This window comes from Bradyrhizobium sp. CCGUVB4N, assembly GCF_024199945.1.
Taxonomy (GTDB): domain Bacteria; phylum Pseudomonadota; class Alphaproteobacteria; order Rhizobiales; family Xanthobacteraceae; genus Bradyrhizobium.
On sequence record NZ_JANADP010000001.1, the window covers coordinates 4,108,100 to 4,133,853 of the forward strand.

Annotated in this window: 27 protein-coding genes; 14 read left to right on the top strand and 13 right to left on the bottom strand. The window is 64.9% G+C overall.

Translation table 11 applies throughout. The features are described from left to right. Positions 1–11: 11 nt before the first annotated feature. The 4 genes from NLM31_RS18450 to NLM31_RS18465 form a co-directional block, all read right to left on the bottom strand. On the bottom strand, positions 12–1,217 hold the full coding sequence (locus NLM31_RS18450) for a beta-ketoacyl-ACP synthase (RefSeq protein WP_254130724.1): 1,206 nt from the start codon (positions 1,215–1,217) through the stop codon (positions 12–14). Beyond that, the gene (locus tag NLM31_RS18455) at positions 1,214–1,684 is read right to left on the bottom strand and encodes a 3-hydroxyacyl-ACP dehydratase FabZ family protein (RefSeq protein WP_254193174.1); all 471 of its coding nucleotides are present in this window, start codon (positions 1,682–1,684) and stop codon (positions 1,214–1,216) included. Before NLM31_RS18455 ends, NLM31_RS18450 begins: the two co-directional genes overlap by 4 nt. A gap of 10 nt (positions 1,685–1,694) precedes the next feature. Continuing rightward, the gene (locus tag NLM31_RS18460; protein ID WP_007592476.1) at positions 1,695–1,982 is read right to left on the bottom strand and encodes an acyl carrier protein; all 288 of its coding nucleotides are present in this window, start codon (positions 1,980–1,982) and stop codon (positions 1,695–1,697) included. Positions 1,983–2,213: 231 nt separating this feature from the next. After that, positions 2,214–2,561 carry a hypothetical protein gene (locus NLM31_RS18465; RefSeq protein WP_254130726.1) on the bottom strand — a complete coding sequence of 116 codons (348 nt, stop codon included), beginning with the start codon at positions 2,559–2,561 and terminating at the stop codon, positions 2,214–2,216. A 327-nt stretch (positions 2,562–2,888) separates the two neighbouring features. On the opposite strand from NLM31_RS18465, the gene NLM31_RS18470 reads away from it, so the two are divergent. Next, on the top strand, positions 2,889–3,515 hold the full coding sequence (locus tag NLM31_RS18470) for a ParB-like protein (protein ID WP_254130727.1): 627 nt from the start codon (positions 2,889–2,891) through the stop codon (positions 3,513–3,515). 16 nt (positions 3,516–3,531) lie between these two features. On the opposite strand, the gene NLM31_RS18475 is transcribed toward NLM31_RS18470, so the two are convergent. After that, positions 3,532–3,687 (bottom strand): hypothetical protein, encoded by a 156-nt coding sequence (locus NLM31_RS18475; protein ID WP_254130728.1) that lies wholly within the window; start codon positions 3,685–3,687, stop codon positions 3,532–3,534. 268 nt (positions 3,688–3,955) lie between these two features. Between NLM31_RS18475 and NLM31_RS18480 the strand changes: the two genes are divergently transcribed. Next, a complete protein-coding gene (locus NLM31_RS18480; protein ID WP_254130729.1) occupies positions 3,956–4,099 on the top strand; it encodes a hypothetical protein in 144 nt (47 codons plus the stop codon). A gap of 34 nt (positions 4,100–4,133) precedes the next feature. Here NLM31_RS18480 and NLM31_RS18485 read toward each other — a convergent pair whose 3' ends face one another. Continuing rightward, positions 4,134–4,337, bottom strand: a complete 204-nt coding sequence (locus tag NLM31_RS18485) for a hypothetical protein (protein WP_254130730.1) — start codon at positions 4,335–4,337, stop codon at positions 4,134–4,136. Between the two features lie 113 nt (positions 4,338–4,450). On the opposite strand from NLM31_RS18485, the gene NLM31_RS18490 reads away from it, so the two are divergent. Both NLM31_RS18490 and NLM31_RS18495 read left to right on the top strand, forming a co-directional pair. After that, entirely contained in the window at positions 4,451–5,215 is a 765-nt protein-coding gene (locus NLM31_RS18490; RefSeq protein ID WP_254193175.1) for a Crp/Fnr family transcriptional regulator, read from the top strand. A 7-nt stretch (positions 5,216–5,222) separates the two neighbouring features. Further along, positions 5,223–5,456 carry a DUF6894 family protein gene (locus NLM31_RS18495; protein WP_254130732.1) on the top strand — a complete coding sequence of 78 codons (234 nt, stop codon included), beginning with the start codon at positions 5,223–5,225 and terminating at the stop codon, positions 5,454–5,456. Positions 5,457–5,463: 7 nt separating this feature from the next. Here the strand turns inward: NLM31_RS18495 and NLM31_RS18500 are convergent, their stop codons facing one another. The 4 genes from NLM31_RS18500 to NLM31_RS18515 form a co-directional block, all read right to left on the bottom strand. Then, positions 5,464–6,126: a flavin reductase family protein gene (locus tag NLM31_RS18500; protein ID WP_254135375.1), complete on the bottom strand. Its 663-nt coding sequence runs from the start codon at positions 6,124–6,126 to the stop codon at positions 5,464–5,466. 108 nt (positions 6,127–6,234) lie between these two features. Next, positions 6,235–6,714: an MgtC/SapB family protein gene (locus NLM31_RS18505; RefSeq protein WP_254193176.1), complete on the bottom strand. Its 480-nt coding sequence runs from the start codon at positions 6,712–6,714 to the stop codon at positions 6,235–6,237. Beyond that, positions 6,711–7,289, bottom strand: a complete 579-nt coding sequence (locus NLM31_RS18510) for a peroxidase-related enzyme (RefSeq protein WP_254130734.1) — start codon at positions 7,287–7,289, stop codon at positions 6,711–6,713. Before NLM31_RS18510 ends, NLM31_RS18505 begins: the two co-directional genes overlap by 4 nt. A gap of 210 nt (positions 7,290–7,499) precedes the next feature. Continuing rightward, positions 7,500–9,236: an ATP-binding protein gene (locus tag NLM31_RS18515; RefSeq protein ID WP_254130735.1), complete on the bottom strand. Its 1,737-nt coding sequence runs from the start codon at positions 9,234–9,236 to the stop codon at positions 7,500–7,502. 437 nt (positions 9,237–9,673) lie between these two features. Between NLM31_RS18515 and NLM31_RS18520 the strand changes: the two genes are divergently transcribed. Continuing rightward, positions 9,674–10,642, top strand: a complete 969-nt coding sequence (locus NLM31_RS18520) for a catechol 2,3-dioxygenase (RefSeq protein ID WP_254193177.1) — start codon at positions 9,674–9,676, stop codon at positions 10,640–10,642. Positions 10,643–10,854: 212 nt separating this feature from the next. On the opposite strand, the gene NLM31_RS18525 is transcribed toward NLM31_RS18520, so the two are convergent. Next, on the bottom strand, positions 10,855–14,370 hold the full coding sequence (locus NLM31_RS18525) for a molybdopterin cofactor-binding domain-containing protein (protein ID WP_254193178.1): 3,516 nt from the start codon (positions 14,368–14,370) through the stop codon (positions 10,855–10,857). After that, complete coding sequence (locus NLM31_RS18530; protein ID WP_254193179.1) at positions 14,370–14,852, bottom strand: (2Fe-2S)-binding protein; 483 nt, start codon at positions 14,850–14,852, stop codon at positions 14,370–14,372. The genes NLM31_RS18525 and NLM31_RS18530 overlap by 1 nt, the downstream gene beginning before the upstream one ends. Positions 14,853–15,112: 260 nt before the next feature. Here NLM31_RS18530 and NLM31_RS18535 point away from each other — a divergent pair, with 260 nt between their 5' ends. The 8 genes from NLM31_RS18535 to NLM31_RS18570 all read left to right on the top strand — a co-directional run bounded on the left by NLM31_RS18535 (position 15,113) and on the right by NLM31_RS18570 (position 23,375). Next, positions 15,113–16,570 carry a 6-hydroxynicotinate reductase gene (locus NLM31_RS18535; RefSeq protein ID WP_254196225.1) on the top strand — a complete coding sequence of 486 codons (1,458 nt, stop codon included), beginning with the start codon at positions 15,113–15,115 and terminating at the stop codon, positions 16,568–16,570. Further along, positions 16,567–17,463 carry a UPF0280 family protein gene (locus NLM31_RS18540; RefSeq protein ID WP_254193180.1) on the top strand — a complete coding sequence of 299 codons (897 nt, stop codon included), beginning with the start codon at positions 16,567–16,569 and terminating at the stop codon, positions 17,461–17,463. Before NLM31_RS18535 ends, NLM31_RS18540 begins: the two co-directional genes overlap by 4 nt. 15 nt (positions 17,464–17,478) lie before the next feature. Next, the gene (locus NLM31_RS18545; RefSeq protein WP_237858693.1) at positions 17,479–18,063 is read left to right on the top strand and encodes an amino acid synthesis family protein; all 585 of its coding nucleotides are present in this window, start codon (positions 17,479–17,481) and stop codon (positions 18,061–18,063) included. A gap of 78 nt (positions 18,064–18,141) precedes the next feature. Then, positions 18,142–19,344, top strand: coding sequence for an ABC transporter substrate-binding protein (locus NLM31_RS18550; protein ID WP_254193181.1), 1,203 nt, complete (start codon positions 18,142–18,144; stop codon positions 19,342–19,344). A gap of 172 nt (positions 19,345–19,516) precedes the next feature. Beyond that, positions 19,517–21,406: an ABC transporter permease gene (locus NLM31_RS18555; RefSeq protein WP_254193182.1), complete on the top strand. Its 1,890-nt coding sequence runs from the start codon at positions 19,517–19,519 to the stop codon at positions 21,404–21,406. Continuing rightward, positions 21,403–22,194, top strand: a complete 792-nt coding sequence (locus NLM31_RS18560) for an ABC transporter ATP-binding protein (RefSeq protein ID WP_254130743.1) — start codon at positions 21,403–21,405, stop codon at positions 22,192–22,194. The genes NLM31_RS18555 and NLM31_RS18560 overlap by 4 nt, the downstream gene beginning before the upstream one ends. Next, the gene (locus NLM31_RS18565; RefSeq protein WP_128952391.1) at positions 22,191–22,895 is read left to right on the top strand and encodes an ABC transporter ATP-binding protein; all 705 of its coding nucleotides are present in this window, start codon (positions 22,191–22,193) and stop codon (positions 22,893–22,895) included. Before NLM31_RS18560 ends, NLM31_RS18565 begins: the two co-directional genes overlap by 4 nt. 24 nt (positions 22,896–22,919) lie before the next feature. Next, positions 22,920–23,375, top strand: a complete 456-nt coding sequence (locus tag NLM31_RS18570; RefSeq protein ID WP_128952390.1) for a MarR family winged helix-turn-helix transcriptional regulator — start codon at positions 22,920–22,922, stop codon at positions 23,373–23,375. Positions 23,376–23,540: 165 nt separating this feature from the next. Here NLM31_RS18570 and NLM31_RS18575 read toward each other — a convergent pair whose 3' ends face one another. Then, a complete protein-coding gene (locus tag NLM31_RS18575; RefSeq protein WP_254130745.1) occupies positions 23,541–24,737 on the bottom strand; it encodes an amidohydrolase family protein in 1,197 nt (398 codons plus the stop codon). A gap of 157 nt (positions 24,738–24,894) precedes the next feature. Between NLM31_RS18575 and NLM31_RS18580 the strand changes: the two genes are divergently transcribed. After that, entirely contained in the window at positions 24,895–25,668 is a 774-nt protein-coding gene (locus NLM31_RS18580; protein WP_254130746.1) for a ferredoxin--NADP reductase, read from the top strand. Positions 25,669–25,754: the final 86 nt, after the last annotated feature.

Sequence of the window (25,754 nt, forward strand, 5' to 3'; positions counted from 1 at the left end):
CCCCGATAGAACTAGTCAATCGCCTCGACCAGCGCCATGCCTTCGCCGCGCCAGTGTCCGGCTCCCACCACAACGATCTGGGTGGGCGCACCCTGCATTTCAACCTCGGTCCCGGTCGAATCGTTCGGCGGGAACAGCGCGCCGCGCGAGATCGAGAGCGCCGCGAGCGCAATGCCGAGCGGGAATTGCGTTTCCATGGTGTGGCCGAACATCGTGCCGGTCGCGCGCACCGGGAAATCGCCGTGCTTCTTCAGGAAGCCGCGCTCCTCCGACGTCGCCGGCTCCGCGCCGGTCGCGCCCGAGATGATCGCGCCCTTGCCATCGCGCTTGGGCAGCTTGTCCCAAAGCTTCTCCAGCGTCGCTTCCATGTCGCCGGATTGCTTGCGGCGGGCGAGATCCGTCACCACGCTCGACAGTTTTGCGTACGGTTTGGCGCCACGCGCTTCAGCGTGCGCCTTCGATTCCAGCACCAGGAAGGCGCCGGCTGAGCCGAGCGCGAAGCCGGCGTGGTCCTTGCGCGCCCACACCGGAGCGAACTTGTCCTTCAGATTGAAGTCACCGAATTCGTAGAGGACCATGAGGTCCTTGCGCTCGCCATTGTGGGAGCCGCCGACCAGCGCGATGTCGCTCTCGCCCGAGGCGATGCGCGACAGCGCGATGCGGGCGGCATCGGCGCCTGCGACCTCTTCGCCCATGAAGGTGCGCGAGGTGCCGCCGAGACCGTTGACGATGGCAATGTTGCCGGCGAGCAGATTGGAGAGCTGCGCCAGGAACAGCGTCGGGCGGAGATCGCTCATCAGCCGCTCGTTGAGGAAGCCCGGCGCATTGGCGCCCTTGGCCTCGGCGGTGAGCACGCCGGTGTCGACGTTGAGGTCGCGCTCGCCGCCGCCGGCGGCGACCACCATGTCGATTTTCGACAGGATGTCCTTGTTGCCCTTGATGCCGGCCGAGTCGAGCGCCAGGCCCGCGGCGTAGACGCCGATGCGCTGCCAGGCTTCCATCTGGCGCTGGTCGCCCTTCTTGGGGATCTGGCTGTCGAAGGTAACAGGCAGCAACGGGTGCACGATGAAGGGCGCAAAGCCCTTTTCGTCGACATTGATGCGCTTCTCGGACAGCGCGGCCCAATTGGCGTCGAGACCCTCGCCGAGCGAGGTGGCAAGACCAATGCCGGTGATCCAGACTTCCGTCTGGCCGGGCTTCGAAGCGGTGTCAGTCATGGCGAGACGGCCTGTTGCGGAAAGCCGACGCGTTGCGCGACCGCGTCCATGTATCCGCGCATATCCGCATTGGGGAACGGAATCAGCGTGAAGGTGAGGGTCGAATTCGCACGCAGCTTGCCGCCGACCCTGATCTTGGCCTCGGTCATCGCATAGCCCGAGCCCTCATGGGCCACGCTCGCCTCGAGGGTCATCAGGTCGCCCGGAAACACCGAACCGCGCACCTTGGCTTCCTTCACCGCGGCGAGAATCGGCATGCGCTCGAACTTGAGCACGCCAAGCAGCAGAAAGCCCGAGGCCTGCGCCATCGATTCGATCAGCAGCACGCCGGGCATCAAGGGATAGCCCGGGAAGTGCCCCTCGAAGACAGTGCTCTCCTGGGGAACCTGGGCCTCGACGACGATCGTCTTCTCGTCGACCTTGAGGTCGACGATGCGATCGATCATGTGGAAGTATTCGAGTTGCATGACCGCCCGATTAGGCGCTCGCGCCCTTGGCGGCAACCAGTTCGTCGATGCGCGCGCACAGGTTCTTCAGCACGAAATACTGCTCGGTGGTCGCCTTGCCGTCGTTGACTTCCTGGGTCCACTTTTCCAGCGGCAGCTTGATGCCGAACTGCTTGTCGATCGCGAACGCGATGTCCAGGAAATCGAGGCTGTCGATACCGAGGTCGTCGATGGCATGGCTATCCGGCGTGATCGTGTCGCGCGGGATGTCGCAGGTTTCAGCGATGATCGTAGCGACCTGATCGAATGTGGAAGACATCACTAAGCCTTTGATATATTGCTGGTATTTGTCAGATATCCCAGAGTGGCACGGTGGGTGGGCGTCGCGCCCCGAATGACGCCCTCTAACCCCCCTCTGGACGGGTCGGAAGCCCGTATATCGGAGCGCCGCCCTGAGTTCAATGGAGCCGGACAGGGGTGGGGATAGGCCTGGGGATGCCGGTCCGGAGCCGTTTCCGCCGGGGACGGTGCTTCGGGGGCCGGGCTGGGCCTAGATGTGCGGGGTCGTGATCTTGACGCAGTCCCGGCGGCCCATCATCACGCAATCCTGGGTCCGGCGGAGGTCGGCGATGCTGACGGCGAGCCAGATCCCGATCGCGGTCAGCGCGATGGTGAAGGCGAGCGCGGCGATGTTGGCGAGCATGCGGTGGCGGAAGTCGTCCGGCTGCTCGCGCGGCTGCTCGTAGCGGGACAGGTCCAGCGGTTCGGGGGCCGCATGCACGTGCAGCGGCTGGACCACGCCACTGCCGCGGTGGACCACCGGGGAGGGCGTCGTGCGCGGCCTGAACTGGAGCACCCTGTGCTCGTCGTCCGAGGTTATGGGCCGCTGGGATTTCATGGGGCGGGGATTACTCCGAAGCAGCGATTTTTAGATAGCATAGGCGACACAGGGGTTGCAGAAAATCTTCTCACCGCGCACGTGCATTGCGCATTCGCATTATCATCGTCTGAGCATTTTTCGCCCGCCGTCTTCCGCGCCGCGAACGCGCGTCGGAGCGGCTGTCATCCCGGTGTCAGGGCCGCGGGTTGCGCTGCAACAATCGCTTGGACAATGGCGCCTGGCGCTGCGAACGCATGTTGCCGCCGCAGGGCCCATGGCATAATCGGGAACCCTGACCAGCCTTCGCAACCACAAGCTTTGGCAACCAACTGAGAGGCCTCGATCATGACCCCCAACGCACGCGAGCCGAGAGTGCACCCGGTGCCGATCCTGTCGCTTCGACCAACGCAGATGACGGTCGGCATGCGCGAGGTCAAGGAGAAGCGCAAGCGCTGGCGCGAGCACGACAAGAAGAAGCAGTCCGATCTGCTCGGCACCCACATGATCCCCGTCGTCTACGGACCCGACGGACGTTACTACGTGATCGACCATCACCATCTCGGCCGCGCATTGCACGACGAGGGCATCAAGCAGGTGCTGGTGACGGTTGTCGGCGATCTCCGCATGGTCGAGCGCGAGGCGTTCTGGGGCGTGATGGACAACAAGCGCTGGGTCTATCCTTACGACAGCAAGGGCGAGCGTCGCCCCTTCCGCGATCTGCCGAAATCGGTCGTCGACCTCAAGGACGATCCGTTCCGCAGCCTTGCCGGCGAGCTCCGCCGCATGGGCGGCTTCGCCAAGGACACCACGCCGTTCTCCGAATTTCTGTGGGCCGATTTCCTGCGCCGCAAGCTGACGCGCAAGGCGGTCGATGCCAATTTCGACAAGGCGCTGGAGAAGGCCTTGGCCGCGGCCAAGAGCAAGGACGCAGTCTATCTGCCCGGCTGGTGCGGCCCGGCATCGGACGATTGAGGCGCGCCCGCTTGCATCAGTCGCGCTGGAAGATCTTGGCGCCGGGGTAGACACGCCGGGCGTAAGTGACGACCAGCGCGCGGTCCTGGGTTTCCAGGAAGGGCGTGCGGATCCGACTCGATCCGACGATGAGGTGCCACAGACCATTGAGCCTTTCGATGACGATTTTCATCTGACTATTCCTCGAACACTCTGCAATCGAGCAAACGCTGCTCGTCGCGGCCGTCTTGCGATTCATGATCGTGATCGCGGGCGTGAAATTCCCCGCTCGTGCTGGCCGCAAAACGACAGCGATACTTATGAGTTGGTTACGACTTGCGGTCCGGTAAGCCGAATCCGATCACAGCCGCTTGAGCGAAATCATTTTCCGCGCCGACGAAACCGTCCTGAAACAGAGCCATCCCACCAATAGGGGTATCGAGCTCACACAGGAGGCGAACATGCGCCGTATGGTTTTCGCAATTGCCTTGCTCGCGGTGGCTTCGGTCGGAATCTCGGCTTCGTTTGCCGCAGTCCACCAGGCCAGGACACTGACCTTCGCGGAGCGCTTCGCGCCGGCGCTTCCGCTGATGGACAAGCACTAGCATTGGCGTGCTTTGCGGCCTCGGGCCGCGCCGACTACTTCGGAGCCTGTGGAGCGGGTGAGGACAACGCGCGCTCCATCTCGGAGGCGGCTTCGCCGTCGCGGACCTTCTGCAACATCGCGTGACGCTCTGCGCCGGGCGGCAGTTTCTTTGCCGCGGCACGCGCGTCCTGTGTGAACTTGTCCAGGCGTTCCTGAAGGGACAGGGCGGGACGCGTTCGGTTGCGCTTTTTGGTCATGGTTTGCCCTTTCGAGCGCCAAGCCAACCATGTGCAGCCAATTCGCGTCCTTAACTTTTGTTGGAACCGGGCTGGCGGATTGCGGGTTTTTATCCCGACGGCGCCGCGGCGCCATGAGTTCCATCTCCACGACCGGAGCAAACGACGTGCCCAGCGACGCGATCCGCGCGGCGCTCATCAAGCGCCTGCGCATCTCGTCCGCGATCGCGGACGAGGACATCAGCGAGATCGAAGCCCTTCCGATTTCGGTGCGGCAGTACCCCGCCGAAACGGCGGTGGTGCGCGACGGCGAGCGCGCGACCGATTGCTGCCTGATCGCCGACGGATTCTGCGCGCGTTCCAAGACGATCGCAAACGGCAAGCGGCAGATCCTTTCGCTCCACATCCCTGGCGAGATTCCGGACCTGATGAGCCTGTTCCTGCACGTGATGGACCATGATTTGTCGACGCTGACGCCGGCGACGCTCGGCTTCATCAGCCACGAGACGCTGCAAAAGCTGCATCGCCGTAGGCCTGTCGTCGCCGAGCTGTTCTGGCGCGACACGCTGATCGATGCCGCAATGTTTCGCGAATGGATCGTCAATGTCGGCCAGCGTCCTGCGCCGGCGCGGCTCGCCCATGTCATGATCGAATTGCGCGAGCGCCTGAGGATCATCGGGCGCGTCGACGGGGCGAGTTTCGAGATGCCGCTGACGCAGGAGCAGATCGGCGAGGCGCTCGGGATTACCGCAGTTCACGCCAACCGCGTCATCAAGCAATTGCGCCAGGAAGGGATCGTCGAGTTCCATCGGGGCCACGCCACCGTGCTCGACGAACGGAAATTTTTGGAACTCGCCGATTTCGACGACCGTTATTTGCACCAGTCGCCAACCCTTTGAGGCGCCGATGCCCCGATTTCATTTCGACATCCACGAGAACGGCCGCTTCATTCGCGATGAGACCGGGCAGGACTTCGCCAACGCGGAAGGCGCGCGCAAGGAGGCGGTGCTCACCGGCGTGTCCATAGCTCGCGACGCGTTCGTTGCCGGCACGGCCCATCATGTCGTCGTGGATGTCCGGGAAAGCCAGCACGACCCGTGTCTCAAGGTGTCGATCACGCTCGAGGTCGAGGAGGCCTGAAGCAGTGCTACGCCTGCCGCTGGCTCCAGTAGTCGTCCAGCGTCGGCGTCTCCATGTCGAAACGATCGCGAATGGTCGCGCAGGTGCTGCCGCCGAGCCTGGCGATGGCATCGAGCCTGGCAGGGTCGATGTGCAGGCGTTCGGCGTCGACGACGTCTGAATGGTAATGCGCGAACAGGATCTCGCCCATGATGATCTGACGCGATTTGCCGAGTTCGAGCGTGATATGGCGGCGGCATTCGAACGCGGCCGGCGCTTCCTTGATCCAGGGCGACGCCACGGTCTTGCCCGGCATGGCGGTTAGCCCAGCGGCCTTCAACTCGTCATGCTCCGGCGCGAACGGCACGGCGCAGACATGCATCGCCTCGGCAATCGCGTGCGAGACGATGTTGACGGTGAAGACCTCGGTCAGGCGGATGTTGAGACCGGTGTCCTTGAACCGCATGTCCGGATGGTTCTCGACGCCGAGCGCGAGGATCGGCGGATCGGCCGACAGGCAATTGAAGAAGCTGAATGGCGCTGCGTTGATCTTCCCTGCGGGATCAACCGTCGTCACCAGCGCGATCGGCCGCGGTACGACGGTGCCGATCAGTAGCTTGTACTTGTCGCGCGCCGATAGCTCGCGGAAGTCGAACGTGACGTCGTCGGGAGTGTGAGCACTGCTGTCCATCATGTCTCTCAGGTCGGAACGGCAGTCGAGCCAGCGACCACCGAATTCTTCGGGGCAATTATCAGCGCTTCTGACCAAGATGCGAGCGGAAGATTTGAGCAAGGGGCGCTACGTTTGCCTGTGATCCCCGTGCTGCTCGTCCTTGCCGCCGAGCATTCGGTGCACCCAGTGCTCGATCCGGCGGCCGATCGTGAGCACAGCGAAGGCCAGCGCCAACGCGACCATAACGATCCTCCACTGTCCGGCGCCGCAGACGACGCCGAGGCATGCGGCAAGGAAGGTGCAGGCGGCACTGGTCAGACCGCGGACGCGAAATCGATCACTCTCGTGGACGATCACGCCGGCGCCGAGGAAGCCAATGCCGGTGAGGATGCCCTGGATGACCCGGCTCGTCGCATCGGCAACTCTGCTGGGCTCGGCGAGCTGCAACGCGAGCAGGACCATGGTCGCGGTGGAGAGGCCGACGATGCCGAGCGTCTTCAACCCGATCGGATTGCCATGCAGATCGCGGTTGAGCCCGATCGCGCTGCCGGCAAGCGTCGCGACACCGAGGCGCAGCAGGATTTCTGTCCAGTCGAGCTCCGTCATGTCTTGGGCAGTCGTCCCATCAGGTAGAATTCGTCATTCGGCCGCATGCCGGTGAAATTCGCCAGACGATTGGACAGCGCGAAGAAGGCCGCGATCGCCGCGATGTCCCAGATATCGTCGTCGCTGAAGCCGTGCGGGGCGAGGCTTGCGAAATCCTCCTCGGATATCCGTTGCGCGTCGGCCGAGATCTTCATCGCGAAATCGAGCATCGCCTTTTGCCGCGGCGTGATGTCGGCCTTGCGGTAATTGATCGCGACCTGGTCGGCGATCAGCGGATTCTTGGCGCGGATGCGCAGGATCGCGCCATGGGCGATCACGCAATATTGGCACTGGTTGGCTGCCGAAGTCGCCACCACGATCATCTCGCGCTCGGCCTTGGTCAGGCCGCTGTCCTTCTCCATCAGCGCGTCGTGATAGGCGAAGAAGGCGCGGAACTCGTCGGGCCGGTAGGCCAGCGTCAGAAACACGTTCGGTACGAAACCGCTCTTTTCCTGCACGGCGAGGAGACGGGTGCGGATGTCGTCAGGGAGCGTGTCGAGAGCGGGTGCGGGGAAGCGTTGCGCGGGCTTTGTCATGGGCATGGATTCCGGCTTGGGGCCGGCAACCATAGTCGATGCGGGAGGCCGCCTCAATGTGCTGTTCTCGTGCCCCGGACGCAGCGCAGCGCTCCTTCAGCGGTCTGCTGCAGAGCCGGAGCCCATGTCTCCGAGAGTTCAGTGTGCGCGGTGTGGGTCCCGGTTCTGCGCAGCAGCGTTGCACGCTGCAGCGCGTCCGGGACACGAGAGCTACCGCAGCGGCTTCTTCAGCAGCGAGAAGCGGTCCGGATCGAGGCCCATCGAGGGCTGCAGCATCGGTGTCTCGGCCGGCGCCAGCGTCTTGGCCGTCGGCGCCTGGAACACGGGGTCGTTCGGGACGTCGCGCTGCGAGGTCGCGCCGCGCCAGCGCTCGAGCACCGCGCCGACGAAATGCATGTCGTGACCCGACGTGATCGACGGCACGCTCGCGATGGTGGCTTCGCCGCGCGGCAGTTGGTGCGGCGGCACCTCCTTGAAGCGCAACCGCGTCGGCAGTGCGACGCCTTCGCCGAACGCCAGCACCTCGCGGGTGCCGAGCGAGGGCACGAAGGACAGCAGGTTCGCGGCCGCATCCGACACCGCGGCGCGCAGCAGCGCCTGGTCGCGATCGTTGGCAAGACGCATCGTGAACAGCGTGTTGCACTGGGAGATGATGGTGGCGTCGAGCTCGGCGGGACGCTGCGTGATCAGGCCGAGATAGACGCCGTATTTACGGCCTTCCTTGGCAATGCGCGAGACGGCCTTGCGGGTCGGACCGAAGCCGATATTGCGGTCGGCGGAAGCGTAACGGTGCGCTTCCTCGCAGACGAACAGCATCGGCGAGACGCCGTCGCTCCACAGGCCGAAATCGAACGCCATGCGGCAAAGCACCGAGACGACGGAATCGATGACCTCCGCCGGGAATCCGGCGAGCTGCATCACCGTCATCGGCTTGCCGTTGGCAGGCAGGCGGAACAGATGGCTGATCACCTCGGCCATGGTGTCGCCGCCGACATTGGCGTTGTCGAACATGAAGGCGTAGCGCGGGTCGTTCTTCACGGCCTCGATGCGCGAGATCAGCTTGTGATAGATGATGCGCGAAGAGCGGTTCTCCAGCTTGCCCATGCGCTCGTCGATCAGCGAGATCAGATCGACCAGACGATACGGCACCGGCGTATCGACGGTGAAGCCGATCTGCTTTGGATCGACGCGTTTCAGGCCGAGCCGATCGGTGTTCTGGTATTGCGTGTAGATGCCCTTGGCCATCGGGATGACTTCGGCGAGGACGTCGAGCTCCTCCGGCACGCCGGCGCGGCCGCCGAACAGCACGTCGACGATTTCCTCGAAATTGAACAGCCAGAACGGCAGCTTCAGGTTTCGCGGGTTGAGCACCAGCGCGCGGTCGCCAAAGCAGCGGCCATATTCGTTGTGCACGTCGAGCAGGAAGATGCGCAGGTTGGGCCGCGCTTTCAGGATCTCGTTGAGCAGCAGCGACACGCCGGTCGATTTACCGACGCCGGTCGACCCCAGCACCGCAAAGTGCTTGGAGAGCATTTCCTCGATATCGACATAGGCGACGACGGAACGGTCCTGCTGGAGGAAGCCGACATTGATCTGGTCCGAGCCGGTCGGCGCGTAGATGGTACGCAGCTCCTGGCTGGTGATCAGGTCGACCGCATCGCCGATGGTGGGATAGTTGGTGACGCCGCGCTGGAATTTGGCCTTGTCGGCGGCATTGAGGATCTCGCCGAGCAGGTCGACCGAGGCGATGGCGATGTAGTCAGGGCTCGACAAGTTCTCGCAGGACACCTCGGTGATCATGGCGACGATGACCGAGCTGGCGCAGCGGATGCTGACGAAGCGGCCGACGGTGGCCCGAACCTCCGAGACCGGCATCTGGCTTGCCGCCAGAAGCCCGACCCGGGCGAGCGATCCGCGTACCGAAATGACGCGTCCAAAGGAAGTCACGATGGATGAACCTGGAAAGTCCGAGGAGTTTGCCCCTGACTATGCGAGGTGGGGCTGCACAAACGGTTAAACGGCAGGCGCGGCAGCTTCGTTAAATGTGCCGAAATTCGGCAGGCTGGATTGTACCTAATGCATACTTGGGCACGGAATCGGCCGGAAAATGCTGCTTTGTTGGGCTCTTGTGGCCAAATTCGATTAAGGAAGATTTTACCATTCGGGCAGTCCGTCGGCCGTTCAGGGGACCGCCGTTCATCGATGGGAACGAGGTCCACGTCGCAGGGGCCATGCGTTGATTTGTTGACGGGACCTAATCATTTGTACATTAGTACAAATGAGCCCGTGGCCGAGTGCCGTCCGGGCGCACCCATCAAGATTGCGCCCTGCGCCCGATTGCGCGATGCCCGTGAACCGGATCGCCACGCTTCTGGAGGAAGCCCATGCAGCCCGAACCGATCCTCGATCTCGCCCATCTCGGCCACATGGAACTGCTGACGCCGAAGCCCGACGAGAGCCTGAAATTCTTCGTCGATGTCATGGGCATGACTGTCAGCGGGCAGAAGGGCGAGTCCGTCTACCTGCGCGGCTGGGACGATTACGAGCGCTATTCGCTCAAGCTGACGGCGTCGAAGACCTCTGGCATGGAGCACATGGCGTTGCGCGCGCGCAGCCAGCAGGCGCTGGAGCGCCGTGTCGCCGCGTTGAAGGGCTCTGGCTTCGACATCGGCTGGATCGACGGCGACATGGGGCAGGGGCCGACCTTCCGCTGCCGCGACCCCGATGGCCACATCGTCGAGCTCTATTACGAGACCGAATGGTACCAGGCACCGCCGGAGCTCAAACCTGCGCTCAAGAACCAGGCACAGCGTTTTCCCGCGCGCGGCGTCAATGTCCGCCGTCTCGACCACCTCAACTGCCTTGCCGTCGACATCAAGGCCAACCGCGAGTTCTTCGAGAATTATCTCGGCTGCCGCCTCACCGAACAGATCGTGCTCAATGACGGCCGCGAAGCTGCGATGTGGCTGACGATGTCGAACAAGAGCTACGACTTCGCCTATTCGCTCGACCATTCCGGCACGCGAGGCCGTTTCCACCACGTCACCTACGCGCTCGACAGCCGCGAGGAGATTCTCCGCGCTGCAGATATCTTCCTGGAGAACGGGGTGCACATCGAGACCGGCCCGCACAAGCACGCGATCCAGCAGACCTTCTTCCTCTATGTCTACGAGCCCGGCGGCAATCGCGTCGAAGTCGCCAACGCCGGCGCCCGCCTCATCCTCGCGCCGGACTGGAAGCCGATCGTGTGGACGGAAGAAGAGCGCAAGAAGGGCCAGGCCTGGGGGTTGAAGACCATCGAGTCCTTCCACACCCACGGCACGCCGCCGGTGGAGGTGAAGAAGCACAGCTGATCACCTCCGCTCTCTCCGTTCCCTCGCCCCTTGTGGGGGAGGGGCAGGGAGGGGGGTACCACACGGGGACTCTTTCCGTCGCGCAACTTGAGTTGGCGCGACATCAATCATCAGCACCTTTTCCTGGGCCACCCCTCTCCCTAGCCCTCCCCCACAAGGGGGGAGGGAACAGACCTCCGATGTAGAGGCCGTCGGGATTATGCCATCAGGCATTAGTGCGCCGACGCCCGCACGCGTGCGATCGTCTCGCGGACGCCGGTCCAGGCCGGCTTGTCCGGCGCAAACTGCCCACGCAGGAAGCCGACGAGCGCCTCGACCTGCGCGTCGCTCATGCTATTCCCGAAGGCGGGCATGTAGCCGAGATCGCTGGAGGCGGGCTCGGCGATGCCGTGCAGAATCACCTGCACGAGATTGTCCGGCGTCGTGCCGTGCAGATTGCTGTTGAGCGCGAGCGAGGGACGGCTGCCGAACAGCGGCAGGCCGCCGACCTCGTGGCAGACCGCGCAGGCGCCCTGATAGAGCCGCGCGCCGGTCGAGGACGCGACGGTGACTTGCGTTGTGCTCTCGAGCTTCGCCGCAAGCGCGGGCGCGTCCGCCTTAGTGTCGTTGAACGAGCCGAGATAGACCGCCATCGCGCGGATGTCGGGATCGGGCAGCGCTTTGAGATCCCTGACGATCGGCGCCATCGGGCCGGCAGCGACGCCGTGATAACGCGAATGTCCGGTACGCAAATAGGCGAACAGCTCGTCCTCGCTCCAGGGGATTGGAGCCTGCGATAGCGACGTCAGCGGCGGCGCCTCCCAGCCCTCGGCAAAGCCGCCGGCGAGATAGGCCCGGCGCTGCTCGGCGCCAAGCGCATTGCGCGGCGAATGGCAGGCGCTGCAATGGCCGAGGCTCTCGACCAGATAGGCGCCGCGATTCCAGGCCTCCGACTTGGCGGGGTCGGGCTTGAACGCCCTGGTCTGGTGGAACAGCGCATTCCAGCCCGCGAGCAGTGGACGCAGGTTGAACGGGAAGGTGAGCGTGTTCGCAGGGGCCGTTGCGCGCACCGAGGGCTGCGCCATCAGATAGGCGTAGAGCGCCTGCATGTCGGCATCATCAGTCTTCGAAAAGTGCGTGTACGGGAAGGCGGGATAGAGCTGTCGCCCGTCGCGATGCAGCCCCTCGCGCATCGCGCGCTCGAAGGCGGGATAGGACCAGGCGCCGATGCCGGTCTCGACGTCGGGCGTGATGTTGGTGCTGTAGATGGTGCCGAACGGCGTCGGAAGCGCGCGGCCGCCGGCGTTGAGCACGCCGCCGAGGCTGGTGTGGCATTCCGCGCAATTGCCGAGCGCTGCGAGCTGCTGACCGCGGGCGATCGTCGCGGCGGAATAGACCGATGCATCGGGCCGCGCGATCGGCGCGATGGCCCGCCCTGGCAGCAGCGCCGTGCCGATGCCGATCGCGGCGGTGCAGACGGCCGCGATCGTCGCGAAAATTCCGGCGCGCTTGGCGAAGGGATTCTCCCAGATGCGCGACGGTTTTGGCGCCGTGGTGGGCCCGGGCAGGGCCTGAGGTGTGGGCGAAGCCTCACCGTGCAACCCCTTCAGGATGCGCTCCGGCGTGAACGGCGGCTCGCGAAAGCGCACGCCGGTGGCATCGAAGATCGCGTTCGCGATCGCCGCCGCGCTCGGCACCGAGGCGGACTCGCCGACGCCGAGCGGTGGCTGGTCCTGTCGCGGCAACATCAGCACATCGATCTTTGGCACGTCGGGGAAGGGGATGATCGGATAGGCGCCCCATTCCCGCGCCGCCACTGCGCCGCGCTCGAACGAGACCTCCTCCATCAGCGCGCGGCTGGTGGACTGGATGACGTTGCCGTGGATCTGGTGGCGCACACCGTCCGGATTGATCATCAGGCCGGAATCCTGTCCCGCGACGACGCGGGTGACGCTGACGTCGCCGGTGGACTTGTTCACCGCGACGTCGGCGACCCAGGCCGACCACGCCGCGCCATAGCCGGGAAACTTGCTGTGGACATAGAGCGCATAGGCAAAGCCGCGGCCGTGGACGATATCGCCGTCCTTCTCCTCGCGCACCGGACGCGGCGTCCAGCCGGCGCGTTCGGCCACCGCGTTGACGAGATCGACGGCGCGCTGGTCCTTCAGGTAACGCAGCCGATATTCGATGGGATCGACGCCGGCCTCGGTCGCTGCCTCGTCGATATAGGATTCATGCGCAAAGGTGTTCGGCAGCGCCGAGACGCCGCGAAACCAGGACGCGCGCACGATCGGCGCCATGTCGTGGGCGACGACGCGCATGTGGTCGTAGTCGTAAGGCGGGATCGCGGTGCGATCGCCCATCTGGAGCACGGTGGGCTCGGATGGAATTCGTCCCGTCAGCAGCAGCGCGAGCGTTGGTGCCGCGTTCGAGGGATAGCGCGTGGCGAGATCGTAGCCGGCAATGCCGCCTTGAGCGTCGAGGCCGCCATTGACATCGATGAGCTGCGCGGTGCCCTTGGGCTCCCAGGCGTGCTCCTGCTCGCGCGTCAGCTGCACGCGCACGGGGCGGCCGACGGCACGCGACAGCAGCAGCGCGTCGGCGGTGACGTCGTCGGCGCAGTTGCGGCCATAGCAGCCGGCGGCCTCGAGCCGGATCACCTCGACCTCGCTCTCGGGACGTTCGATCAGCAGCGCGAGATCGGCGCGCAGCACGTGCGGGTTCTGTGTGCCCGACCAGACCCGGACGTTGCCGTCCTGGAAGTCGGCGACCGCGCAGGACGGACCGATCGAGGCGTGCATCTGATACGGCCAGACGTAAGTGCGCGGCATCGGCTTGGCAGCGCCGGCGATCGCCGCATCGACGTCGCCCTTGTCGATCAGCGTGCGCGGCGTCGACGGATGGGCGCGCAGCGCGGTCTCGACATCGGCGAGATCGGCGAGCTCAGGCGTCGGCTTCCAGCTCACCGCGAGCCGCTCGGCCGCGCGAATCGCGTTCTCCTCGCGCTCGGCGACGACGCCGACGAAATCGCCGATCCGCACGACGGCGACGAGACCGGGGATATCGCGCACCGAGGACTCGTCGACCGCGATCAGGCTGGTGCCGACGAAGGGGCCGGCATCGACGCCGGAATAGGGCGGCCGCACCACGCGGCCGTGCAGCATGCCGGGCAGGCGAATGTCGTGGACGAAGGTGAGCTCACCCGTGGCCTTGGCGGGAAGATCGACGCGCGGCATCGATCGGCCGACGATGGCGTAATCGCCGACGGCCTTGACCTGCACATCATCGTCAAGCTCGAGGCGAAGGGTCTCGCCGCCGATCAGTTCGCCATAGCTGACGCTGCGATTGTGGCCGCGGACGAGGCCGTCCTCGATCGCGAGCTCTTCGGCCGGCAGCTCCAGCCGTTCGGCCGCGCGTGCGATCAGGAAGTGCCGTGCTTGTGCTGCGGCCTTGCGCAAGGGAACGGCCGTGATCTGGATGGTCTCGCTCGCAATCGTCGCGCCCTGGTTCGGCACCACTGCGGTGTCGCCGAGCACCACGACGACGCGCGCAAAGGAGACGTCGAGCTCTTCGGCGACGATCTGGCCGAGTGCGGTGCGGATTCCGGTGCCGAGATCGACATGGCCGTTATAGGCCGTGACCGATCCATCGGCGGTGATGCGGACGAAGGTTTCGGATGTGACCTCGTCCACCGTGCGGACGACGACGAGCGAGCCGCGCTCAGCTCCGTTCGGATGCGGGGAGGACATCAATCACGGGCCTCGGCGAGCTGGCCCGATGCGCGCATCACGGCGCGCAGGATTTCGACATGGGTGCCGCAGCGGCAGAGATTGTAGCGCAGCGCGGCGAGCGCTTCCTGCTCGGTCGGCTGCGGGTTGATCGCAAGCAGCGCCTTGGTGGTCATGATCATGCCGTTGAGGCAGTAGCCGCATTGCGCGGCCTGCTCGGCGATGAAGGCCTGCTGCACGACATCAGGCTTGTCGCGCGTGCCGAGTCCTTCGAGCGTCACGATGTCGCGTCCGGCGCAGCCGCTGATCGGAATCACGCAAGAGCGCGCGGCCGTGCCGTCGATCAGGACAGTACAGGTGCCGCATTCACCCAGGCCGCAACCGTATTTCGGGCCGTTGAGTCCGAGATCATTGCGCAGCACATAGAGCAGCGGCGTCTGGCGCTCCGCCGCGACGTCGTGGATCCTGCCGTTCACGGTGAGGCGGATCGGTGCCTGCGTCATCCTCGTTCCCAAACCCTGCGATCGCAAAAATTCCAGATCGCTTGAAATCTACGTCGCGACGATACCGTTTGTACACAAACGTGCAAGCGGCCATGCCGCAGTGCAGCGCAACTGCCCGCTTTGTGGACAAAGCCGGGAGGCAAATGAGGTTTTATTCGGCAGGCGCGGCTTTTCGCGCGCGGCGCCGCTTGACAGCTATCAGGACCGCGCGCAACATCGTTCGTATACGAATGATAACCGCAATGTCTGCTGGCTTCGACATGGTGATGGAAACAACGAGCGCTGCCGTCGACAAGATCCGCTGCGATGCCTGTCCGGTGATGTGCTACATCAAGCCGGGCGCGGCGGGCGCCTGCGACCGCTATGCCAACCACGACGGCAAGCTTGTCCGCGTCGATCCGCACATCATTCTCGAACGCACGGTGTCGCAGGGCGGCAAGCTGGTGCCGTTCAGCCGCACCGAAGACTGGGACGGCAAGCTCGTCCATGAGCCCTCGACCTTCGTGACCGCGATCGGCGCGGGCACCACCTATCCCGACTACAAGCCGGCGCCGTTCATCGTCTCCTCCGAGGTCGACGGCGTCGACATGGTGACCGTCGTCACCGAAGGCATCTTCTCCTATTGCGGCATCAAGGTGAAGATCGACACCGACCGCTATCTCGGCCCGGAGACCGCGACCGTGCGGGCGCAGGGCGAGGCGGTCGGCCATGTCACCACCAGCGAATACGGCTCGCAGATGCTGTCGCTCGGCGGCGTCCATCATCTGACCGGCGGCTCCAAGAAGGAGGGCCGCGTCACCTGCGACACGCTGATGGATCTCGCCAATTGCAAGGCGGTGGAGCTCACCATCGACGGCGGCGCCAGCGTGGTGGTGCAGGCCGGCCAGCCGCCGATCGTCAACGGCGTCAAAGAAGAGCGCATGCGCGTCGGCTGCGGCTCGGCGACCATCGGCATGTTCGCCAAGCAATGGCACGGCAAGGTCGACGAAGTCGTGGTGGTCGACGACCATATCACCGGTGTGCTCAGCGAGCATCAGGCCGGCAAGCTGCTCGACATCGCCGACACCGGCATCAAGATGAAGGGGCGGCGCTCGACGCCCGGCCGCTATTTCCAGGTTGCCGATCCCGGCACGGGCTGGGGCGGCACCAACATCTCCGATCCGCTGGCGATCCTCGGGCCGTTCGACGCCAAGGAGGCCAAGCCCGGCCTCTCGATGCTGATGGTGTCCACGACCGGCGAGCACTCCTCCTACTATGTGCTCGACGAAGCCTTGAAGCCGGTCGAGACGGAGATGCCGGCCGACCTGAAATTCTCGGTCGAGCGCATTCAGGAAAATTGCGAGCCGGCGCTGTGCACCGTGCTGTTCATGGCCGGTGCCGGCGGTTCGTTGCGCGCCGGCGTCACCGACAATCCGGTGCGGTTGACGCGCTCGGTGAAGGACGCGCTGACGCGCGTCACCAGCGGCGGCGCCCCGGTCTATGTCTGGCCCGGCGGCGGCATCACGTACATGGTCGACGTGACCCAGATGCCTGCAGGCGCATTCGGTTATGTGCCGACGCCGGCGCTGGTTGCGCCGATCGAATTCACGATGAAATTGACCGACTATGCCGCGCTCGGCGGCCATATGGATTACGTGAAGCCACTGTCGGAGGTGAGGGACGGCGATGATGTCCGTCAGTTGCCCTGGCAGAACCCGATTCCGGGACGGCGGGCATGACACGGCTCCCGCAAATCGCATTGCTGTCTGATGGCCGGCGGCTGCATTTGCAGGATGGACCGATTGATCTGATCGTCGAGGCGAGGGGGCGCGAGCACGAGGTGCGCGCGGCTTACGAGGCTGGAGTGCGCCGCTTCACCGGTCTGCTCGACGAGCTCTGTGTGGAACTGCCGGAGCTACGGACGGCTGCCGAGAGGCAGACGTCGCTGAAGGGCGTGGTCGCGCGTCGCATGCACGCCGCTGTCGCGCCTTATGCCGCCGATGGCTTCATCACGCCGATGGCCGCGGTGGCGGGCAGCGTGGCCGAAGAGATTCTCGGCGCGATGCTGGACGCTGCGTCGCTCGACCGGGTCTACGTCAACAATGGCGGCGACATCGCGCTGCATCTCGGCGAAGGCGAGCATTTTTCCGTGGGGCTGATGGACCGGCCCGACCGCGACGGCGTGATGCGCGCCATGAGGGTCGATGCGGATGATCCGGTGCGCGGCATCGCGACCAGCGGGCGGCATGGCCGCAGCTTCTCACTCGGCATCGCCGATGCCGTGACCGTGCTGGCGGCGACGGCCTCGCAGGCCGATGCAGCCGCGACTGTGATCGCCAACGCCGTCGATCTGCCCGGGCATCCCGCCATCATCCGACAACCCGCAAACGAGCTTCAACCCGACAGCGATCTCGGTGCGCGTCTCGTCACCCGCGATGTCGGTGAATTGTCGCAAGAAGAGATCGCCAAGGCGCTCGAATCTGGCGCGGAATGTGCACGGCAATTATTCGATCGCGGACTGATCGAGGGGGCCGTGCTGCGGCTTTGTGGTGATATGCTTGTCATCGGAACCAAGGATATAGAAGAGCAACGACCGCGCCCGCTTGTGCTGGAGAACGCAGTCTGTGCCTGAACAGGGAAGCGAAACATGAGCGCGATCATCCGCAAGATCGTCACCGTCGTCGAAGAGACGCAGATGGAGATGGGCCGCCAGGTCTCGCCGCCGACCCGGCGCGCGGCCGCGATCGCCGTGATCGAAAATCCCTTTGCCGGAAAATATGTCGAGGACCTTTCGCCGCTGATCGCGATCGGCGAGGAGCTTGGTGATCTCTTGGCGAAGCGCGCGGTCGCCGCACTCGGCATCGATGGTGCGAAGGCGCAGAGCTACGGCAAGGCCGCGGCCGTCGGCGAGAACGGTGAGCTGGAGCACGCCGCCGCGATCCTTCACCCCAAGATGGGCGCGCCGGTGCGCAAAGTGCTGAGCAAGGGCGCGGCGCTGATTCCGTCGTCGAAGAAGCGCAGCGGCCCCGGCACGACGCTGGACATTCCGCTCGGCCACAAGGACGCGGCCTTCGTGCGCAGTCATTTCGACGGCATGGAAGTGCAGATCAACGACGCGCCGCGCGCCAACGAGATCATGGTTGCGGTTGCCGTCACCGACAGCGGTCGTCCGCTGCCGCGCGTCGGCGGGCTGACGGTCGCGGAGATCAAGGGCGAAGACGGTTTGAAATAGGGGACGGTTCGGAGCGGCGGGCACTGCTTCTCCGGCATGATCGCGGTCGAGAGATAAAGTTCAAAACTGGAGGTTGGGATGCGAGCAAGAAACTATTTTGTCGGCGCGGCCTTTGCGCTTCTGGCTGCCGGCATGGGTCATTCTGCCATGGCAGAGGACATCAAGATCGGCGAGATCAACAGCTACTCGCTGCTGCCGTCCTTCACCGAGCCCTACCGCAAGGGCTGGCAGCTCGCCGTCGAAGAGATCAACGCGGCCGGCGGCATCAACGGCAAGAAGCTCGTCGTCGTCTCCAAGGACGACGGCGGCAAGCCGGCGGATGCGCAGACCGCGGCCAATGAGCTCGTCTCCAGCGAAGGCGTCGCGATGCTGACGGGCACGTTCCTGTCCAACATCGGTCTCGCCGTCTCTGACTTCGCCAACCAGAAGAAGGTGTTCTTCCTGGCGGCCGAGCCGCTGACGGACGCCGTGACCTGGGCGAAGGGCAACAAGTACACCTTCCGCCTGCGTCCCTCCAACTACATGCAAGCCGCGATGCTGGTGGAAGCCGCCAGCAAGCTGCCTGCAAAACGCTGGGCGACCATCGCGCCGAACTATGAATACGGCCAGTCGGCCGTCGCGGTGTTCAAGAAGCTGATGTCGGAGAAGCGCCCCGACATCCAGTGGGTCGACGAGCAGTGGCCGCCGCAGGGCAAGATCGACGCGGGTCCGGTGGTGCAGGCCGTGGCGCAGGCCAATCCGGAAGCCATCCTCAACGTCACCTTCGGTCCCGATCTCGTCAAGCTCGTGCGCGAGGGCAACACCCGCGGTCTGTTCAAGGGACGCGAGGTCGTATCGTTCCTGACCGGCGAGCCGGAATATCTCGATCCGCTCAAGGACGAGACGCCCGATGGCTGGATCGTCACCGGCTATCCCTGGTACTCGATCAAGACGCCCGAGCACGACGCGTTCCTGAAGGCTTACCAGGCCAAGTACAACGACTATCCGCGCCTCGGCTCGATCGTCGGCTACCAGACCATCAAGGCGGCTGCCGCCATCCTGGCCAAGGCCGGCTCGACCGACACCGACAAGATGATCGCAGCCGCTGAAGGCCTGTCGATGCCGTCGCCGTTCGGCGAGATCACCTTCCGCAAGATCGACCACCAGTCGACGCTGGGCGCCTTCGTCGGCAAGACCGCGCAGAAGGACGGCAAGGGCGTGATGGTCGACTTCTCCTACAAGAAGGGCTCGGACTATCTGCCTGGTGATGCCGAAGTCGAGAAGCTGCGGCCGAAGGATTGATGCGTCTTCACTTCTCCCTCTCCCCGCCCTTCGCGGGGAGAGGGTAGGGGTGAGGGGCTCTCTCCACGCTCCGCGATGGTGGAGAGAGCCCCTCACCCGGATCGCAAGGGCGATCCGACCTCTCCTCGCAAGAGCGGGGAGAGGTGAAATTCAGACCTAACCCGGACCGCCGATGGCCTTTTACGTCGTACAGTTTCTGACCGGTCTCGCCAGCGCAGCGTCGCTGTTCCTGGTGGCCTCGGGCCTGTCGATCATCTTTGGCGTGACGCGGATCGTGAATTTCGCGCATGGCGCCTTCTACATGATCGGCGCCTATATCGCCTTCACGCTGACCGAGCGCTTATCCGGCGCGTTCGGCTTCTGGGGCGGGGTGGTCGTGGCGGCGCTGGCCGTGGCGCTGATCGGCGTCCTCGTCGAGATGGTGCTGCTCCGGCGGATCTACCACGCGCCCGAACTGTTTCAGCTGCTCGGTACATTCGGCCTGACCCTGATGGTCGAGGATCTCGTGGTGCTGATCTGGGGGCCCGACGATCTCGTCGGCCGCCGCGCGCCGGGCTTCAAGGGCGCGGTCGATTTCTTCGGCCAGAACATCCCGAGCTATGATCTGTTCCTGATTGCGCTGGGCCCCGTCGTGCTCGGTGTGCTCTGGCTGTTGTTCCAGCGCACGCGCTGGGGCGTGCTGGTGCGTGCGGCGACGCAGGACCGCGACATGGTCGCCGCGCTCGGCGTCAATCAGAAATGGCTGTTCACCTCCGTGTTCGCGGTCGGCGTCTTCCTCGCGGCCCTTGGCGGCGCGCTCCAGATCCCGCGCGATGCCGTGCATCACGCCATGGATCTGCGCATCATCGTCGAGGTCTTCGTCGTCGTCGTCATCGGCGGCCTCGGCAGCATCGTCGGTGCGTTCGTCGCGGCCGTGCTGGTGTCCGAGCTGAACGCCTTCGGCATCCTTATCTTCCCGAAGATCTCCATCATCCTGGTCTTCCTGGTGATGGCTGTGGTGCTGATCGTTCGGCCCTGGGGCCTGTTCGGCAAGCCGGAGGCGGCCGCGCGCAAGACGCCGGGTCTCACCGTCAATCCCTGGCGTCCCTTGACGTCGAACGAGCGGCTCGCCTCGCTGGCAGCACTGGTGGTCGCGGCCATGCTGCCGCTGTTCGCCGGCAATTATGCGCTGACCGTTGGCTCGGAGATCGCGATCTTCGTGATCTTCGCCGTCAGCCTGCACTTCCTGATGTCGGTCGGCGGGCTCGCGTCCTTTGGCCACGCGGCCTATTTCGGCCTCGGCGCCTATGGCGTCGCCTTCCTCGCCAAGATGGCGGGGCTGCCGATGATCGTCTGCCTCTTGCTTGGACCGCTGCTTGGTTGCATGGGGGCTGCCGTGTTCGGCTTCTTCGCCGTGCAGCTCTCCGGCGTCTATTTTGCGATGCTGACGCTGGCCTTCGCGCAGATCGTGTGGTCGATCGCGTTCCAGTGGGTCAGCGTCACCGGCGGTGACAACGGCATTCTCGGTGTCTGGCCGGCGAGCTGGGCGGCGAGCCCGTCGCATTTCTACTGGCTCGCGCTCGGCGTCGCGGCGCTCGTGACCGTTGCGCTGCGGATCGCGGTGTTTTCGCCATTCGGCTACGCGCTCCGCGCCACGCGTGACTCGCTGCTGCGCAGCGAGGCGGTCGGCATCAACGCCAAGCGAATCCAGTGGACCGCGTTCGTCATCGCGGGCACCACCGCCGGCATCGGCGGCGCGCTGTTCGCCTACCTCAAGGGCAGCGTCTTCCCCGACAATCTCGGCATCTCGCTCTCGGTCGATGCGCTGGTCATGGTGCTGCTCGGCGGCGTCGAGACGGTGTCGGGCGGGGTGATCGGCGCCATCGTCTACAAGGCGCTCAACATCTGGCTGGTGAGCCAGACCGATCTGTCGAAACTCGTGCTCGGCGGCTTCATCGTGCTGATCGTCGTCGTCTTCCCCAAGGGCATTGTCGGCATGCTGGAGTTGCTGGCGCAGCGCCGCAGGAAGTCGTCGCCGCCGGGATCTTCCCTGCTGGCCAAGCCGATCGAGTCCGCCGAATGAGTGTTGCACCCCCACTTCTCGCGGTCGAAGGCCTGACCAAATCCTATGGCGGCATCCACGCCGTGCGCGGCGTCTCGTTCTCGCTGCGCGCCGGCGAGATCCTGGCGCTGATCGGCCCGAACGGTGCAGGCAAGAGCACGTGCTTCGACATGCTCAACGGCCAGAACCGGCCCGATACCGGCCATGTCCGTCTGCTGGGTGAAGAGACCACCGGCAAAAAGCCGCGCGAGATCTGGCGGCTCGGCGTTGGACGCACCTTCCAGATCACGGCGACCTTCGCCACCATGACCGTGCGCGAGAACGTCCAGGTCGCGCTGATCTCGCACGGCAAGCAGCTGTTCAATCTCTGGGGCTCGGCGCCGAATGTCGACCGCGGCGAGGCCGGCCGCCTGCTCGAGCTCGTCGGCATGGGCGGCTATGCCGATCGTCCCTGCGGCGAGCTTGCCTATGGCGACCTCAAGCGGCTCGAGCTCGCGGTGGCGCTCGCCAACGATCCAAAACTGCTCCTGATGGACGAGCCGACCGCCGGCATGGCGCCGCGCGAGCGTGTCGAGCTGATGCGGCTCACCGCGCAGATCGCGCGGGAAAAGTCGATCGGCGTGCTCTTCACCGAGCACGACATGGACGTGGTGTTCGAGCATGCCGACCGCATCATCGTGCTGAATCGGGGGACGCTGATTGCCGAAGGCTCGCCGGCCGAGGTGCGCGGCAATCCGCAGGTGCAGGCGATCTATCTCGGCGAGGGTCTGCTTTACGAGGGCGGCCATCGCGAAGGGGCCTCGGCATGAAGCTCACGGTGCAAGACCTCAACAGTCATTACGGCCCCGCGCATATCCTGTTCGACATCGGTTTCGAGGTCGGCGAGGGCGAGGTGGTGGCGCTGCTCGGGCGCAATGGCGCCGGCAAGTCGACGACCTTTCGTTCGATCGTCGGCCTCGTCGCGCAGCGAACCGGCCGGATCATGTTCGAAGGCAAGGATGTCTCGGCGAAGCCGACGCACGAGATCGTGCGTGAGGGGCTCGGCTATGTGCCGGAGGAGCGCCGCATCTTCACCGATCTGACGGTGGAGGAGAACCTCGAGGTCGGCCGCCAGCCCAAGCGACCGAATGCACCTCACTGGGATCGCGAAAAGCTCTTCACGCTGTTTCCGAACCTCGGCGAGATGAAAAATCGCCCGGGCGGCCGCATGAGCGGCGGCGAGCAGCAGATGTTGACCATCGCGCGCACGCTGATGGGCAATCCGTCGCTGGTGCTGCTGGACGAGCCCTCGGAAGGCCTGTCGCCAAAAATCGTGGAGCAGATGGTCGATGCCATCCTGACCATGAAGAAGGAAGGCGTCAGCATCGTCGTCTCCGAGCAGAATCTGCACTTTGCGCGGTTGATCTCCGATCGCGCCTATATCATCGAGCGCGGCCGCATCTGCTTTGGCGGGACCATGGCCGAGCTCGACGCGCGTCCGGATATCCGCGACGCGCATCTGTCGTTGTAAGGGCAAGGGAAGGGCAGCGCAGGGATGGCGAGGAGCGTCACGGCGAAGAAGAGCGTCAAGCAGGGCAAGCCGCCTTACGTGCTCGACGAACAGGTCGGCTTCATCCTGCGCCAGGTCTGGCAGCGCCACAGCTCGATCTTCTCGCGCGACATCGGCACCAATCTGACGCCGACGCAGTGGGCCGCGCTGTCGAAGCTCGCCGAGACCGGACCGTGCTCGCAGAACCAGCTCGGGCGGCTGACCGCGATGGACGTTGCCACCATCAAGGGCGTGATCGATCGCCTGACCGCGCGTGGCCTGACCGAGACCAGCCAGGATCCCGAGGACGGGCGGCGCCTGTTGGTGAGCCTGACGCGCGCCGGTCAGCAGCTTGCGGAAAAGCTCGCGCCGAACGCGATTGCGATCACCCGCGAGACGCTGGCCCCGCTCGATGCGAAAGAGCGCGAGCTGCTGATGGCGCTGCTCAACAAGCTGCGGTGAATCCCGCTCTTTCACCGTCACCCTGAGGTGGCCGCTTCTTCAGCGGCCCTCGAAGGGCGACGGCCCGACTGCAGCTCGGCCGTTCATCCTTCGAGGCTCGCGCGCGGCGCTGTCGCGCCGTGCACTCGCACCTCAGGATGACGGGTCGAGAGCTTTTTGGCGGCTCTACTTCGCCACGATCTCCGGCACCCTTCCGGCCGGCGGCGTATTGCGGCTGCGCTGCGTGCGCACGATGCCATCGATGATGGTCATGCCGATGCCGGGGAGGTCGCCGAGCTGGACGCTCTCCAGGATGGTCTTGCCGGGCGAGTGCTGCGCCTTGTCCATGATGACGAAATCGGCGGAGCGGCCGACCTCGATCAGGCCGCAATCGAGCTGCCGCATCCGCGCGGTGTTGCCGGTGGCGAGGCAGAACGCGATCTCGGCCGGCAGATCGCCGAGCGAGGACAGCATCGAGACCATGCGCAGGATGCCGAGCGGCTGCACGCCGGAACCGGCGGGCGCGTCGGTGCCGAGGATGACGCGGTGCAGGTCGCCCATCTCGCGCGCGATGCGCAGCGTGAACAGGGCCGAGCGCTCGTTGCCGTTATGCACGAGCTCGAGGCCGCGCTTGCAGCCCTCGCAGATGCAGCGGATCTGGTCGTCGGGGAGCGCCGTGTGGCCGCCGTTGATATGGCCGACCACGTCGGTGTCCGCCTCCAGCACCACGTCCTTGTCGATCAGGCCTGAGCCGGGGATCGAGGGGCCGCCGGTGTGGATGGTGCTCTGGATGCCGTATTTGCGGGCCCAGCCGACCATCTTGCGTGCGGTCGGGCCGTCCTTGACGCCGCCGAGGCCGACTTCGCCGAGCAGCTTCACACCAGCGGCAGCCAGCTCCTTGAAATCCTCCTCGACCATCTCGCATTCGATCACGGGCGCGCCGGCGTGAACCTTCACGCCGCCGGGCCGCAGATTCCAGAATGCGCGCTGGGCGAAGATCGCCATGGCCTTCAGCCCGACGACGTCACGCGGGCGGCCGGGCATGTGCACCTCGCCGGCGGAAATCATCGTGGTGACGCCGCCGTGGAGGTTACTGTCGATCCAGCCGATCTGGTTCTGGCGCGGCGTCCAGTCGCCGGCGACGGGGTGGACGTGGCTGTCGATCAGGCCCGGTGCGACCGTGGTGCCGTTGGCCTCGACGATGGTGGTGGCGTCGTCGGTGTTGAGGTCCTTGAAGCGGCCAATCGCGGTGATCTTGCCGTTCTCGGCGACGATGGTGTCGCCATCCAGGATCGGCTTTTCCATCGCGCCGGACAGGATCAGGCCGATATTGCGGATCACGAGCTTCGAGGGTCCGGTGGCCTGGGGTGCGTCATGCGCCATGGAAGGGGCTCCTTATTCCTAACTGCAACGCTTTCGATCTTGGGCAGCCTTGACCGCGGGATCAAGCAGGATTATTCATTAGTATACGAATGATCGTGTACAAACGACGCATAGCTGCCGGCCTCGGAACCGCAATTGACGCGACAGGGAAGCTGAGATGAGCAATTTCAATCAGGAAAGCGTTTTGAGCGTCCACCACTGGACCGACACGCTGTTCTCCTTCAAGACCACCCGCAGCCCGACCTTCCGTTTCCGCAACGGCGAGTTCACCATGATCGGGCTCAAGGTCGGCGAGAAGCCGCTGCTGCGGGCCTACAGCGTCGCCAGCGCCAATTACGAGGACACGCTCGAATTCTTCTCGATCAAGGTGCCGGACGGCCCGCTGACCTCGCGGCTCCAGCACCTGAAGCAAGGCGACGAGATCATCGTCAGCCGCAAGGCCACCGGCACGCTGGTCATCGACAATCTGGAAGCGGGCCGCAACCTCTACCTCATCGGCACCGGCACGGGCCTCGCGCCGTTCCTGAGCGTGATCAAGGACCCCGAGACCTATGAGCGGTTCGAGAAGGTCGTGCTGCTGCACGGCTGCCGGCATGTGAAGGAACTCGCCTATGGCGAGATGATCACCGAGCATCTGCCGAAGGACGAGATGCTCGGCGAGTACATCCAGAACCAGCTGATCTACTACCCGACCGTGACCCGCGATCCTTTCCGCAACCGTGGCCGCATCACCGACCTCATCACCTCCGGCAAGCTGTTCGACGATATCGGCCTGCCGGCGATCGAGGCGGCCCATGACCGTGTCATGATCTGCGGCAGCCCGGCACTGGTTGCCGATACCCGCGTGCTCCTGGGCGAGCGCGGTTTTGTCGAAGGCAATCATGGCGAGCCGGCCCAGTTCGTGGTCGAAAAGGCCTTTGCCGAGCGCTAAGCCGGGACTACCCGCACAATAACACCGTATTTTCGCCGCGGCGGGGGCGTTGCCCCGCCGATTCGGCGCTTGATACACTGTGAGAA